Origin of the sequence: Metasolibacillus meyeri (genome assembly GCF_003049505.1) — a bacterium.
In the GTDB taxonomy this organism is placed as follows: domain Bacteria; phylum Bacillota; class Bacilli; order Bacillales_A; family Planococcaceae; genus Metasolibacillus; species Metasolibacillus meyeri.
In genome coordinates this window covers 1-15450 of sequence record NZ_PYWN01000139.1, presented here as the reverse complement: position 1 = coordinate 15450, position 15450 = coordinate 1, and the positions used below count along the sequence as shown (strand labels likewise).

Annotated in this window: 13 protein-coding genes; 4 read left to right on the top strand and 9 right to left on the bottom strand. The window is 39.2% G+C overall.

Translation table 11 applies throughout. From position 1 onward, the window contains the following. Positions 1 to 393: 393 nt before the first annotated feature. Positions 394 to 1281 (bottom strand): deoxyribonuclease IV, encoded by an 888-nt coding sequence (locus C9J34_RS17415; protein ID WP_107841452.1) that lies wholly within the window; start codon positions 1279 to 1281, stop codon positions 394 to 396. A 14-nt stretch (positions 1282 to 1295) separates the two neighbouring features. Next, the gene (locus C9J34_RS17410; RefSeq protein WP_107841451.1) at positions 1296 to 2597 is read right to left on the bottom strand and encodes a DEAD/DEAH box helicase; all 1302 of its coding nucleotides are present in this window, start codon (positions 2595 to 2597) and stop codon (positions 1296 to 1298) included. Between the two features lie 163 nt (positions 2598 to 2760). Between C9J34_RS17410 and vrrA the strand changes: the two genes are divergently transcribed. From vrrA to C9J34_RS17395, 3 genes are all read left to right on the top strand, one after another. After that, positions 2761 to 3204, top strand: coding sequence for a VrrA/YqfQ family protein (gene vrrA / locus C9J34_RS17405; RefSeq protein WP_107841450.1), 444 nt, complete (start codon positions 2761 to 2763; stop codon positions 3202 to 3204). A gap of 596 nt (positions 3205 to 3800) precedes the next feature. Then, entirely contained in the window at positions 3801 to 4769 is a 969-nt protein-coding gene (locus C9J34_RS17400; protein WP_107841449.1) for a 4-hydroxy-3-methylbut-2-enyl diphosphate reductase, read from the top strand. A 248-nt stretch (positions 4770 to 5017) separates the two neighbouring features. Beyond that, positions 5018 to 5185, top strand: coding sequence for an aspartyl-phosphate phosphatase Spo0E family protein (locus C9J34_RS17395; protein ID WP_107841448.1), 168 nt, complete (start codon positions 5018 to 5020; stop codon positions 5183 to 5185). 10 nt (positions 5186 to 5195) lie between these two features. On the opposite strand, the gene C9J34_RS17390 is transcribed toward C9J34_RS17395, so the two are convergent. From C9J34_RS17390 to C9J34_RS17370, 4 genes are all read right to left on the bottom strand, one after another. Continuing rightward, positions 5196 to 5393: a hypothetical protein gene (locus tag C9J34_RS17390; protein ID WP_107841447.1), complete on the bottom strand. Its 198-nt coding sequence runs from the start codon at positions 5391 to 5393 to the stop codon at positions 5196 to 5198. A 222-nt stretch (positions 5394 to 5615) separates the two neighbouring features. Beyond that, positions 5616 to 7424 (bottom strand): ABC transporter substrate-binding protein, encoded by a 1809-nt coding sequence (locus C9J34_RS17380; protein WP_107841445.1) that lies wholly within the window; start codon positions 7422 to 7424, stop codon positions 5616 to 5618. 22 nt (positions 7425 to 7446) lie between these two features. Then, complete coding sequence (locus C9J34_RS17375) at positions 7447 to 8943, bottom strand: ABC transporter permease (RefSeq protein ID WP_107841444.1); 1497 nt, start codon at positions 8941 to 8943, stop codon at positions 7447 to 7449. A 12-nt stretch (positions 8944 to 8955) separates the two neighbouring features. Beyond that, on the bottom strand, positions 8956 to 10371 hold the full coding sequence (locus C9J34_RS17370; RefSeq protein ID WP_193769064.1) for an ABC transporter permease: 1416 nt from the start codon (positions 10369 to 10371) through the stop codon (positions 8956 to 8958). 245 nt (positions 10372 to 10616) lie between these two features. Here C9J34_RS17370 and C9J34_RS22690 point away from each other — a divergent pair, with 245 nt between their 5' ends. After that, entirely contained in the window at positions 10617 to 12371 is a 1755-nt protein-coding gene (locus C9J34_RS22690; RefSeq protein ID WP_107841443.1) for an ABC transporter ATP-binding protein, read from the top strand. A 358-nt stretch (positions 12372 to 12729) separates the two neighbouring features. Here C9J34_RS22690 and C9J34_RS17360 read toward each other — a convergent pair whose 3' ends face one another. From C9J34_RS17360 to C9J34_RS17350, 3 genes are all read right to left on the bottom strand, one after another. Continuing rightward, entirely contained in the window at positions 12730 to 13188 is a 459-nt protein-coding gene (locus C9J34_RS17360; protein WP_107841442.1) for an NUDIX hydrolase, read from the bottom strand. A gap of 272 nt (positions 13189 to 13460) precedes the next feature. Further along, positions 13461 to 14582, bottom strand: a complete 1122-nt coding sequence (locus tag C9J34_RS17355; RefSeq protein WP_107841441.1) for a Nif3-like dinuclear metal center hexameric protein — start codon at positions 14580 to 14582, stop codon at positions 13461 to 13463. 2 nt (positions 14583 to 14584) lie between these two features. After that, positions 14585 to 15277, bottom strand: a complete 693-nt coding sequence (locus tag C9J34_RS17350; RefSeq protein WP_107841440.1) for a tRNA (adenine(22)-N(1))-methyltransferase — start codon at positions 15275 to 15277, stop codon at positions 14585 to 14587. Positions 15278 to 15450 lie beyond the last annotated feature (173 nt).

Sequence of the window (15450 nt, the reverse complement as noted above, 5' to 3'; positions counted from 1 at the left end):
CACTTTCAAAGATTTTTTCATTTCTTACTTGACTTTATATAGTTAGTCTTTCATCTGAGGGATATTATTTGAAATTATATGCGAAATTCACTAGGATATCTGCGGGTTTTAGATTTTATCTGCGCTTTCTCTCTTGATATCTGCGGTTTTCTCGATTTATCTGCGCTTTCTCCCTCGATATCTGCGGTTTTCACATTTTATCTGCGCTTTCTCCTTCGATATCTGCGGTTTTCACCTTTTATCTGCGCTTTCTCCCTCGATATCTGCGGTTTTCACCTTTTATCTGCGCTTTCTCCTTCGATATCTGCGGTTTTCTCAATTTATCTACGCTTTTCCTATCTTATCTGCGCCTTATAAAAAAACTGCTTGGCATCCGCCAAGCAGCCTCCCCTTCTATTCACGCATCGCATCGATTAACGCGGGGCGGAAATCGCCATCTCGTAACATAGCGATTTCATGTAAATATGGGGCTTCTTTCGTTTTTGCATCTATACCAACGAAAGGCGTTTCTAATATTTTCGGGATATGCATCAATTGGTCGTGATGGACGATGGATTTTAACACATCGAAGCCAATTTCACCAAACCCAATATTTTCATGACGGTCCTTCGCTGCACCGCGCACATTTTTTGAATCATTAATATGCAATACTTTTAAACGATCTAAGCCGATGATTTTATCGAATTCATTTAACACACCGTCAAAATCCTCAACGATGTTATAGCCCGCATCATGCACGTGGCACGTGTCAAAGCAAATCGACAGACGCTCATTATTTGTGACGCCATCAATAATTTGAGCTAACTCCTCAAATGTGCGACCACATTCACTACCTTTACCTGCCATCGTTTCAAGCGCGATTTGTACAGGAAAATCTTGCGCTAATACTTCGTTTAAGCCTTCTACAATTTTTGCGATTCCCGCATCTGCACCTGCACCAACATGTGCACCAGGATGCAAAACAATTTGCGTCGCACCAATTGCTGCAGTACGCTTAATTTCCTCCTGCAAGAAATCGACACCGAGACGGAATGTTTCAGGTTTCGTCGTATTGCCAAGGTTAATAATATACGGCGCATGCACGACAATATTTTGCATGCCATGCTCCTGCATATGAGTTAACCCCGCTTCAATATTTAGCTCCTCAATCGGCTTGCGGCGTGTGTTTTGCGGTGCGCCTGTGTAAATCATAAAGGTATTTGCACCATAGCTAAGCGCCTCTTCACTAGCACCTAATAGCATTTTTTTGCCACTCATCGATACGTGTGAACCTAATAACATACTGCAAAAACCTCCTATTTACGGCCTCTGTTTTTTATACGACGCTCGCGTTTTTTAATTTTTTCCATTTCCCATTTCATATTGCGCTTATAGCCCGGCTTTACTTTTTTCGGCTTGCGCACAAGCGCTTTTGCTTTTACGTCAATTTCATTTTCCTGTTTCACACGGTTTTTACGTTGATGACGATCTTTTAATTCAATCCATTCACCATTTTTAATATCTTTTTGTTCGAATGGAATGCCCATTTTCTCAATGCGTACCAATGCATCTTCATCCTCTGGCTTGAAAAGGGTAATCGCTGTTCCTTTATTACCTGCTCGGGCTGTACGACCAACACGGTGAATAAAGAATTCTAAGTCCTCGGGAATTTCATAATTGATTACATGCGAAATCCCCTGAATATCGATACCGCGCGCCGCTAAATCTGTCGCAACGATAAATTGGAATTCCAAATCACGAACTTGCTTCATCATTTTTTTGCGGTCGCGTGGGCTTAAATCACCGTGAATTTGCCCTGCACGGATACCTTGCTCAGCTAAATATCCTGCTACATGCTCCGCTGTTTTACGCGTATTACAGAAAATAATCGCTAAATAAGGATTGATATTTTGAATGACATCAAGCAGACGTGAATCGCGCGATTTCGAGCGCACAGGAACAAGATAAAATTCAATATTTTCCGCTACTGGTCGCTTATCATTCATATGAATATGAACTGGTGATTCCATATATTTCTTTAAAAATGGCTGTAGCTTCTCAGGAATAGTCGCTGAAAAGACGAACATTTCTAAGGTTTCAGGCATATGGCTAGCAAAGCCATCAATCTCTTCAATGAAGCCCATATCAAATGCTAAATCAGCCTCATCGATAACAAGTGTATTCGTCGTATGCACTAATAGCGCATTTTCCTTTACTAAATCCTTAATACGTCCTGGTGTCCCAACAACGATATGCGGCTGTGTTTTTAATTTGTCAATTGAACGTTGTTTATCCGTGCCTCCAATAAATAATTTTGCTTGGATGCCTGTTCCTTCAACTAATTGCTGTAAAGCATCAAAAATTTGCTGTGCCAACTCTCGTGTTGGTGATGTAATGACTGCTTGTACTTCTTGCTTCTCTTCGTCTAAACGCTGCACAATCGGGATTAAAAAGCTATGTGTTTTTCCCGTACCTGTATGCGCTTGTCCAATCGCACTCTTACCTTTTAATATGAGTGGAATTATTTCCTTTTGAATAGGTGTTGGTTCAACAAAGCCTAATTTTGCGATGGCGTCCTGCAAAAAAGGTTTTAATTGATAATCTGTATATTTTGACATAATCGCTCCTCCTTAAATCTTTACTTATTGTACCATGAAATATTGCTTTACGTGCTGTATCACGCGATGTTGTTAAGATTTTTTTCATTCTGAACCGATACAATAGCCTTTGCATATGATAGCTATAACATTCATCTTATGTGCGGATAGAAAGGAGAGTTTTATGCGCCCGTTACCGTATTTCCAGATGCCAACGCCTTACGCTGCGCCACCATATGCTTTTATGCCTAGAGGTTTCACACCGTTTATGCGTGTTCCCCCAGCAATGCCAATGCCACCAATGGGGATGCCGATGCAGGCAGCACAAGCTGCGCAAACTGCAGCAGCTGCTGCGCCGAAATGGGAAACCTTTTTGCAAACGGCAAATAGTTTTATGAATAATGCACAAAAATTTACACCTTACGTGCAACAAGCAGCACCAATGATTAAAAATTTGCCAGCCCTTTGGCGAATGTATCGAGGTTTTCGCAGTTCACCAGACGAGTCGAGCACCATTCGCGCACCACGTAGAGAAGCTAGCCCCAGCTTAGAAAGCACAAATAGCTATAACGAACGTCAAACACGCCCTTCTGTACCAAGAATTTATCAGCCACCGTTTGAGTTCTAAAATGAACCTTCAATCAATGAAGGTTTTTCTCGTTCCCACTAATTGTTAGCAAGCCAAGCACTTCACATCCTGTGAAAACGCTTGTTTAATCAACACCGTGTCACTCAATAGTAGGATTTTCACAGGCTGCTGATTCCCACTTCAATATTTCGCCCTCACTTACTATTTTGAAGTGGGAGTCATACAACCTGTCACTTTGTTGCTGCCACTATGCTTGCACAACAGAAAAATAGGTGATGTCGCTTCGCTTTCGATACAAAAAGAATTTGTCGCTGACGTTACACTTTCGCGACAGAAGAAGATTTGCTGAATCAAGTTAAATATCTCAGCCATGTCTTTATGACAAAAATACACTATTTAAAAAGTCTAAGGCGTTGCCAAATAATTAAAACATCTATGCTAAATTTCAAAGAGCCGCCTGTTTTTAACCTTTCAAAGTATGAAGAGGTCGAGCACTTCCATCAAAAGACCACTTCCTGACAGAACAGCAGTGCAGTTGCTCGCTTTTCTATCAGCGCCTATTCGAAACGAACTTTTGTATTCACTATGCGTCATTTGCTATAATGAGAGCAGTGAAAGCGAAAGGAGTTTGAACAATGAAAGTAATTAAAATAAATCCACGCGGTTATTGCTATGGCGTTGTTGACGCAATGGTCATCGCACGCAATGCTGCATTAGATAAAACTTTACCTCGACCTATTTATATTTTAGGAATGATTGTTCATAATAAACATGTGACGGATGCCTTTGAGCAGGACGGGATTATCACGCTCGATGGAGAAAATCGTAAAGAAATTATCGAAAAAGTGGAACAAGGCACAGTGATTTTTACTGCGCATGGTGTTTCACCTGAAATACGCGAAATCGCGAAGCGCAAAGGGCTTGTTTCAATTGATGCTACTTGTCCAGACGTAACCGTTACACATGATTTAATTCAGGAAAAATCAGCGGAAGGCTACGACATTATTTATATTGGTAAAAAGGGACATCCAGAGCCTGAAGGAGCTATTGGAGTAGCACCTGACCATGTCCATCTTGTCCAATCCGCACAAGATGTTGAGCATTTAAATTTAACAAATGAAAAATTATTAGTAACAAACCAAACGACGATGAGCCAATGGGATGTTGCTGCATTGATGGAGCATTTACAAAAGAAATTCCCACATATCGAAGTGCATAAGGAAATTTGTCTTGCGACACAAGTGCGTCAAGAGGCCGTAGCTGAACAAGCAGGCGTAGCTGACTTACTTATCGTTGTAGGTGACCCGATGTCCAATAACTCGAATCGCCTAACGCAAGTGTCAGAAGAAATTGCCCATACAAAATCATATCGTATTGCGGATATTAGCGAACTTCAGCTCGAATGGTTAAAAGATATTGAAACGGTAGCTGTGACAGCAGGAGCTTCAACGCCAACACCAATCGTAAAAGAAGTGATTGCCTTTTTAGAAAAATACGATCCAAATGATGCAGCAACACACGAAATTATTCGGACGGTTACACTTAATAAAATATTACCAAAAATTAAAGAGCCAAAGCCTGTAGAGAAAATTATGCCACATTAAAATAAAAAGCTGTTGAAGGTTATTTAAATTATTCCCTTCAACAGCTTTTATTTATCTATTCGACAAAACCTTTCGACATTTCTTGCTAAAAGTTGTTGCCTACCTTCATCAAAAACTACGCGATTACTCACTTCCAATGTAATTATGACAATTTTGTGAACTTATATTCCTGCACACAATATGACATTATTTTCATGAATAGTCATATACAATACAACTATCAACCAAATTTAAGGAGTTCCATCATCATGTTGAAACACTTTTTTAAACAACTGATTCTAAAATGTAGAATCGAATTAAAACGAAAGCAAATGTATAAAATCGCTAAAAACTTAGGCTACACACACCCAAAAGTAGTTGAATCCAGCCAGCAATTAGATACATTGCTCAATCATTACGTCAAAGAAGTTTCATAGTCAGCAACGCTTACTGCTGTACTCGTTTGCGTTCTTTTCGATATTCGGTAAAACGCAGCACGCTACCACCAATCGCAAAAGTCATACCGATAGCAATAAATATTACACGCATCGTCATTGATGTAGTAGGCAATATATTAAAAATTGTCGCTAATACAACAAATAAACCAGAGATTGATACTAAATAACCAGCTAAACCTATACTCATGTTTTTCACCTCACGTCAAATTTTAACGTGCTGTACTAGAAATTGCAACGCAGCATCATGAAGATGCATAATCCTACCGAAACAAATAAAAGGCTGTGATAAAACCAGATTTTTACATCTCATTTTACCAACAGCCTTTATTTTTTCAGATCTAGCTTCCCTATAAGTTAAGGGCTTTATTAACTTCGCCCTTTCTAAAAGGCCCACATCTCCTCTTCAAGCTTATTTAGCTGCTTGATACGCCTCTAAGAATTCCTTCACTTTCGCGCTATCTGCTTGCAATTTTAAACCTGTGTCTACAAGTGGTGAAACTGTTGAAACAGCTGGCTTTTTATTGCCTTGATAGTAGCTAATGAATTCATCTTGGTTAATTGAGTAAAGAATAGCTTTACGTAAATCCACAGATGTTGCTACATCGCGTCCTTTTGGATTCATTAATAAATAAGAAACCGCGTTGCTGTCTGCTGTTTTTAATGTTAAATTTTCATCGCCATTGACAACATCTAACTTCGTTTCTGGTACAGCTTGTAATACATGAATTTCTCCGTTACGTAATGCCGATAATGCACTGTCATTATCTTGGATAAAGCGCACGCTAATTTTATCAATTTTAGGCTCATTCGCTGTGCCAGCTTGATATGCAGGATTTTTCACAAAAATTGCTTCATAATCATTTTTTTGTACAAGCACATAAGGACCTGAAGCAGCTAAATGATTCGCATATGTTGCTCCTTCTGTTACCGTTGTTTGGTCTCCATAAGCCACATGAACATTTGGATCGTAGCTTTCCACATCAAATGTATTAATAGCTGTTACAGCCGCTTGTGATACGATACCACCCGATTGATGCGCTAAGTAGTTTAACACTTGCGGGAACGGTGTTGGCGTTGTAATTTTCACAATTTGATATTTGCCTGCTGCATTGTCTACATCCGCTTCATTTTCTACTACCTCTGCAATCGTTGCTGGTAATTGCTTCGATAAGACATCTAACACTGTACCACCATCAGCCGTTTGTACTGATTCTAGAGCTGTAATATCTGTTACAATTTCTACTGTGTCAATGTTTTCATGAATAGAATATGTGCGGTGATCAGGCACTGAGCTTCCATCTTTTGCACGCTCTAATGAAAAGACAACATCCTCTGCTGACACTAAATCTTTCGTATCAATTGCTTGGTTATTTTCTACTTTGGCAAAGTTAATATCATCACGCAATACGAAGTAGTAAGACTGGTTATCCTCTGAAATAGCATAGTTATAAGATAAAGAGCCGTCCGAAACAACTTCATCTGTGTCAGATAAATTAACTAAACGCACATACATATTCGTATTTAATGTATTAATCGAGCCATCATTCCCCTTAATTGGGTCTAATGATGTTAATGATGAAATTCCTTGGTGCAATACAAGTGTTTCGGCTGTATTTTTTGCTGTATCATTGAATGAAATAGCTTCCCATGCTTGTGCACGTGATTTCGATAAACGCACCGTATCTGGATTTACTTCTTTGGAATAAATACCTTGGAATTTTTTCGAAATATAAAGCGGTGCAATATATGCTTTATCAAAGACAAGTGCTTGCTCTAACTCCGCATATTTTTCCTTCGCTTCCTCACCAATCAGTGTACTCGCCGCATCTATTAACTGATCAATTTGCTCATCTGCTGTGTTGCTATAATCCCCACCTGTTTTGAATAAACCACGCACCGCGTAGTCTGGGTTACCTGTTACAGTTGTCCAGCTTGATAGGGACACATCATAATTCCCCGCATCTCTTTGTGCTGAAAAAGAACCAAAATCTGGCTGAATGTTTAATTTCACATCAAAGCCATTTTTCACAAGTTGATCGCGCACGATATTTAAATCTTGTTCTTGTGAAGCCATACCTAATACTTCAATAACTGGCTTTTCACCAGTTGGGCTAGTTGTACTTTCTTTTTCTACATCCGATTTCGTTTCCACACAGCCAGTTAATGCTACCGCCGCTGCTGTTGTTGCTGCTGCAAATGCTAAATATTTTTTGTTCATAATCTTCGTTCCTCCAATAAATTTAATTTGATTTTGGGTCTAATGCATCACGTAGGCCATCACCAAAGAAATTGAATGATAGCACAAGCAACATAATACAAAGTCCCGGGAAAATCGCTACATAAGAATGTGTTTCTAAATAAGTGCTCCCTACCTTCAAAATATTCCCCCATTCAGGAATATGCGGCTCAACGCCAAGCCCTAGGAAGCTTAAGCTACTCGTTGAAATAACAGCTCCACCAATTGTTAATGTCGCTTTGACAATCATCGGTGCTAAAGCGTTCGGCACAATATGCTTAAAAATAATCGATGAATCAGAGGCACCTAATGCACGTGCCGACTCGACAAATTCATAGTTGGCAATTTGCATGACATTGGCACGCATCGTTCTTGCATATGTTGGAATCGCTCCAACACTAAGCGCGATAATTAAATTCACCGTATTGGCCCCGAATGCCGCAATAATCGCAATCGCTAATAAAATACCTGGAATAGCATATAAAATATCGAGCAAACGCATAATGATATTATCGGTATGTCGACCGTAATAACCCGAAAACGCACCTAGCGCCCCACCAATAATCGCTGGGATTATCGTAGAGAAAAACCCTACAATTAATGAGATTTGTGCACCGAAAACGATGCGGGAAAATAAATCTCGCCCGAAATCATCTGTACCTAACGGATATTCAAATGAAGGCCCTTGCAGCAAAGCGCTATAATTATTTTGTGTCGCAAAATCATAATCAAACGTCCATGAGCTGACAATCGATAATGAAAACATTGTAATAATAAAGAACATGCCGAACACAGCCATTGTATTACGCAAAATTTTATCCCATGTTTTTTGCCATTTTTCTATCGCGGAAGGATCTGTATTTCTTGCTTTGCGAATTAATGTAAAGCCAAGCAATGTTGCAAATAAATTACCTGTGAATGTTGCCAGTAAAAGAATAATGCCCAACACCTGCATCCATTTTGGTGCATAGGTAGGTGTGACATAGCGTGCAACAAGCACGGCTGTTAGCGCATAAATTATTGCAAGTGCGATAAAGGCTGCCATGGCAATAACAAACGTGTCAACAACATAGGACTTAAAGATATTTAATGCTGCTAGCATAAAAATGACAATCTGTGTCAACAACGCATAGGCAGCAAACGTATACTCTGCCGTTTTATTTTTTGTCACAAGCATGAGACCATAGCCAGCCGCAAAAACATTGCCAGCAAAAATCGTTAGTATGAGCGGATAGCCCAACCAGCGTGTCCCTCGCTTAATTTGTTGAACCTTTGTTAAATCTCTTTTGATAAGAAGAGATGTTAGCCACACATAGAGTGTTGTTACGGCATAAATAATAAAGCCATACAATACATAAGGTCGCCATACACCTTCGCTAAAATTAAAGCTATAAAGTAAAAGCAGTACTGAAAAAATCGCAGAAAAGGCAATGGTAAATTGTGCATTGACATATTCCTGTGTAATTTTCAAAAGTAGCTTCACATTTGATATGAATTTCACAAAAATCCTCTCCTAAGATTGTTTCATTTTCGAGCGAATGCGTGGATCAAAGAATGCATACAGCACATCGATGACCATGTTGACAATCGAAATCGTAATCGCAATATAGACAACACCACCAAGAATGGCAGGGATATCTGGTATAAACTGCTTATCGACAATATAGCTACCGATACCGCTAATATTGAATACTTTTTCCGTTACTGCTGCCCCACCAAGCATGCCACCGAAGAGCAGCCCAATGACTGTAATAATCGGAATCATCGCATTGCGAATCGCATGTTTGACAATGACGCTTTTTTCGCTTAAACCTTTTGCTTTCGCTGTAATAATATAATCTTCATGAATGACCTCTAGCATACTAGAGCGCGTCATTCTTGCAATTGATGCGGTAATCGATGTTCCTAATACCACAATCGGCATCACGATTGATAGCCAGTTGCTTGGATTATACGTCGCGGGTAACCATTGTAGCTTTAAGGAGAAAGTTAAAATGAAAATTAACCCCTGCCAGAAGCTTGGAATCGATAAGCCAATTAACGCAATCAACATGAATGCATAATCTAAAAAGGAATTCGGGCGAATGGCTGAAATAATGCCAACAGGTATCGCCACGATAACTGCCATGATTAAAGAAAATAAGGCTATCTTCAATGTCACTGGGAATTTATTCATAATACTTTGTGTAATATCCTCTTTCCCTGCAAACGAATTTCCTAAATCAAACGTAAATAATCCTGATAAAGAATGCCATAGCTGCGCAAAATACGGCTGATCTAAGCCATGAATTTTATTGAAGTTGGCAATTTGCTCAGGTGTAGCCTCAACACCTAACAAGTTACGCGCAGGATCGAATGGTGAAATATATAAAATAGAAAACACCAGTATAGCCACACCGACAATAACAAATAAGCTTTGGATAATACGTTCAACGATAAAACGTGCAAATGGATTACTACATAAAATTAGTATTAGGTACATCACAATACTCGGAATAAAAGTCAGTGCTAGAAAAGCAGGCTTTGTTAACAATCCGCTAAAGTACGCTGAATAGGACTGTTGCTCAACATCGTTTGCCAAAAGCTGTTTATCAACTTCCTTACTCATTCTTTGCTCTACTAATTGCTGGACGGTTGCTTGTAACTTTTGCTCATCTATTTGTTGATTAAAAAATCTCGCCTTGGACAACTCTTGCTCTCTATATTCCGTTTCCCATTCATGGCTGATTCCAGAAGCGATTAAATTAGCTTTTTGTTGTGCATATTTTTCTGCATAGGTACTCTTATTTTTCTTATAGAAAAATAATATTGTAGCAACAATATGAACGAACAATCCTGTGACATATAAAATCCATGCATAGCTTTTCTTCGTACTTAACTTTCGATAACTTTGTGCAAAATAATGCGTCAAAGTTTGATTATTGGACATATTGCTCCTCCCTTCATTACAATTGAAAATACTTGATAAGTTTCATCAAACGGTTATTGTATAATTCCTATCTGTATAGTACATTATGTATTAGCAATATCATTTCGTCAATAAAAATATTTATTATTTTGCGCGAAAGTAAAATAACTAACCAAAACATTTGGCAAGATGAATATTTTTTCAGCAAATGGCTAAGCCTTTAGCGTTTTAGTCGAGGCATAATTGATAATAGAGGGTGGATATTTATGGTTGAAAAATTATTAGATGTACAAGATTTACGCGTTTCTTTTATAACAGGAGAAAGTGAATTTGAAGCAGTGAAAGGCATCAGCTTTCATGTCAATAAAGGAGAAACAGTTGGGATTGTAGGAGAATCTGGAAGCGGTAAAAGTGTTACTGCCCGTTCCATTATGCGATTATTACCTTCACCCCCATCCTTTTTAAAGTCAGGCTCTATTCATTTTCAAGGAAAAAACTTAATCGAGCAAACAGAGAAACAAATGGAAGCAATTCGTGGGAAAGATATTAGCATGATTTTCCAAGATCCTATGACTTCCACGAATCCAACCATTCGCATAGGTGAGCAAATTGCAGAAGGTTTAATGAAGCACCAAAAGCTTTCTAAACAGGCGGCTTATGAGCAAACCATTGAACTATTAAAATTAGTCGGTATTACTAACTGTGAGGAGCGCTATAAGCAATACCCACATGAATTCAGTGGTGGTATGCGTCAGCGTGTTATGATTGCCATGGCATTAGCATGTAATCCTTCTTTATTAATTGCAGATGAGCCAACGACAGCACTTGATGTAACAATTCAAGCACAAATTTTAAGCTTAATGAAGCGTATGCAGGAACGATTAGGCACTGCTATCATTTTAATTACACATGATTTAGGTGTTGTTGCAGGTATGTGTGATCGCGTTGTTGTTATGAAGGAAGGCGAAATCGTTGAGCAAGGCACGACGGAGGAAATTTTTGCTAACCCACAGCATAGCTATACAAAGCGTCTATTAAATGCTCTGCCAAAGCTACATGAAAAAAAGGAAGCAAAAATACAGCCGAATCTGCCAGCAGATCTTAATCCCAATGTGCCATTAGTCGAAGTACGCCATTTACAAAAGCATTTTGACTTAGGGAAAGGCAATGTTTTAAAAGCGGTCAATGATTTATCATTCCATATTTACCCTGGTGAAACGCTCGGTCTTGTAGGGGAATCCGGCTCAGGCAAATCAACAACGGGACGTACAATTTTACAATTGCATCAGCCAACAGATGGTGAGGTACTCTATAAAGGCGTACCTGTAACAAGACTCACTAAAAATGAATTAAAAAGCATGCGACGTCACTTACAAATGATTTTCCAAGACCCTTATTCATCGCTGAATCCGCGCAAAAAGGTGCTAGATATTATCGGTGAGGCATTGGACGTACATAAGCTGACAACATCAAAAGAGCAGCGCCGCACACGTGTGGAGGAGCTATTAGAATTAGTTGGCTTAAAGAAGGAGCATGCACTGCGCTACCCGCATGAATTTAGCGGTGGACAGCGCCAGCGTATTGGCATTGCCAGAGCATTAGCCGTGGAGCCGAATTTCATCGTTTGTGATGAGCCATTATCTGCGCTAGATGTATCCATCCAAAAGCAAATCGTTGACTTATTAAAGGATTTACAGCAGCGCTTTGGCTTAACTTATTTATTCATTGCCCATGACTTATCAATGGTCAAGCATATTAGCGACCGCGTAGCCGTTATGTATAGTGGGAAAATTGTTGAATTAGCTGAAAGTGAGGAACTTTATTCAAACCCGCAGCACCCGTATACAAAAATGCTGCTGCAATCAATTCCAATACCTGATCCAGCGATTGAAAAGCAAAAGCAACAGGACAGACATGTCTTAACAGAGGACGAGCTCGTTGCTAAGCGCTTTGACGTTGACAACACAGAACTTGTCGAAGTTTCCAAAGGGCATTGGGTTGCTTTAGCTAAAGATGAATAACTATTCTGATAGGTAATGAAATTACGATACAGCACTTCTTAAAACGCTGGATATACCTAAAACAAAAATAGCCACGAAACGCGAATTCAGTGTCGTTTGTGGCTATTTTTTATTGTGTATTGATAATGATGATGTAGATATTTTATCAGGCGTGTTGATTAGCCTTTATTTTACAGAGAATACCTAAGAATTTATTGATTTTCAGCTCGTCCTGTTCCCATCGGAGTCGCCCACTCCAATCAACAAGTAAATGCCTTATAAAAAAGTATTTCTCTCTGCAAAACACAAAAATGACTAGCCAATATTTACATAATCAACACACCTGATATTTTATATAAAATTAACTTTTACAAAACAATTAAACCCTTAAATACTTCAAAGGATTTTTCTTAACAAAATTATTTTCAACAGATTGAAGGACTACCTCATTGCCAGGTAAACTTACCACTTCTTTTGCTTTTTCGAAAAGAACCCATTGATATTCACTGTGCTCACCGTTTAATATGATCGATTGTTCTTCATGAACAAAACCTACAAATACAGGCGCAATGTAAATATAATTCTCTTGTGGAGAGAAAATTTGATCAAATTGATTCGATGAATATAAAGCAAGTTCTGTAATACCTGTTTCTTCTCTAATTTCTCTATAAGCAGCTTCTATAGCTGTTTCCCCATCCTCAATACTACCGCCTATATAGCACCAAGTATTATTTAAAGTATGAGATGCTCTTTTTAAGAGTAAAACATGATATGTATCATCAATTTTTTTTAATAACACCACAGCAATACCGTTAGACTTGATAGGAATAGTATTCATATATTGTGCCTTCTTTCCCCTTTTATATTTCCCATTAATAGACATTCACAAATAGAAAAAAGTTCCTTAAAATAGCATCACTCATTCCTAAACGTTGTACTTCGGTGGAAAGTTAAAATCAGTACATTGTTATTAAAGTAAGCTAAATAAAGATTGGGAAACCATAGTTGGTTCTCCTTTTATCTTATCTATTTATCAACATTTAACAAAGCTTAAACTTAAAAAAGTGTTTGAAAAGTGGTCTAACGTACCACTGTTCAAACACGCTCTTCTTAAATAAACTTAAATGGCTCTGTATGAATTTGTGATTCAATAAATTGTACAGGCAATTTTTTATCTTTACATAGCGCTGCCATTTTCTCCGCAACACCTTTAATCATAACCTTTTCCACATGATGCCCAGGGTCTACAATGCTCAAGCCATTCACCTCTGCATCCTGCGCCATATGGAAACCGATATCTCCTGTGACAAAGACATCTGCCCCTGCGCGCTTGGCAGCTGCGATATAACTATTACCATCGCCCCCGACAACCGCTACCTTTGATACGGTTTGCTGTAAATCACCAACAACACGTAGACACGGTACATTTAGTTGCACCTTGACCAATTCAGCAAATTGCTGCAATGTTAAAGGTTTTGGCAATGTACCGATGCGTCCTAAGCCTGCTTCATTTGTTGTTAACGCCATTTCCCACACATCATAGGCTGGTTCCTCATACGGATGTGCATTCAGCATCGCCTTTAATATGCGATTTTTTTGACCGCTCGGGAAAATGACTTCTACTTTTTGCTCTGGCTCTACATTAATTTCGCCAATTTGACCGACAAAAGGATTAGCCCCTTCTAACGCGCGAAAACGTCCTTCTCCTGCTGTCGTAAAGCTACATGTATCATAATCGCCAATTTGCCCTGCACCAGCGCTTGCAAGAGCTGCTCGTAGCACATCTGCATGATCAGTAGGCACATACACGGCAAGCTTCATTAGCTGCTCGCTATATGTATGCTCTAAAATTTTACGGTTTTTAAGCTGTAAGGCGTCCGCCAATAAATCATTTACGCCACCTTCTGCAACATCTAAATTCGTATGCGCTGCATAAACAGCAATATCATGCTTTAAGCATTTCTCATACAACTTGCCTGCTGGCGTGTCCGTTCGTAAATTGCTTAGCTTGCGGAAAATTGGTGGGTGATGCGCAATAATTAGCTCGCAGCCTTGCGCTATCGCCTCTTCCACTACTTGCATTGTCACATCGAGCGTTACGAGCACTTTCGTAACCGTTTTATTGACTGTACCAATCGCAAGCCCTATTGGATCATTTGGCATACACGCTAGTTTTTTCGGTGACCAGCTTTCAAATAATTGAATAACCTCATTTCCATTAACCGATTTCATTCCTATAGCGCTCCTTCGACAAGTTGAATTAATTGCTGTAGTTCCTCGCGCTTCGCTTGAATGTCAGGCGTTGCTTCCGCTTTATTCAAATCTTGTAAAATTCTTTGCCAATTCTCAATTTCCTTCGTCCATTTTTGCACAAAAGCAGCTGAACGTTGTGCAATTAAATGAGACCCAAGCAAAATTTCTGCATCTGTTAGAAACATTGCCCCTCTTTGTAATACAAGTATTTCATATATTTTATCATCTTCCTCTAAAATGACCTCATCTAAAATTGCCCAGCCCTGTGCCAACGCCCATTGACGTATAACTTTCGCATGAATATTCGGCTGCAAAATTAAGCGTGTGACAGAGCGTAACACTTCTGGATGCTTTTCTAATATTGATACAATTAAAGGTCCACCCATTCCTGCAATTGTAATCGTATCCACATGATCCCCCTGCTCTACAGCAGCTAAACCATCCGCTAATCTTACTTGAATTTGATTTGCTAAGCCTTCAGCACGTACTTGACGTCGCGCAGATTCATATGGACCTTTCACAACCTCACCTGCAACAGCCTGTGAAATGATGCCTTTCTGCACTAAATAACATGGTAAATAGGCATGATCGCTCCCGATATCTGCTACAACTGCTCCAGTTGGCACGAAGGAAGCAACTTTTGCTAACCGTTTCGATAGCTTTTGTGCATTCATAAAAACTCCTCTTTTCTACAATATCTCCACTCTATTATAATGGAAAATGGTGCGCTAGCCGAGTATCAATTACGCCAAGGCTAACTCTCGTCCAGATTTTTTCGAGCAAGCTCCTAAGTAGAAGTTAACCTAAAAGCGTCACATCCTGTGACAACGGTTAACTGACCTGCATC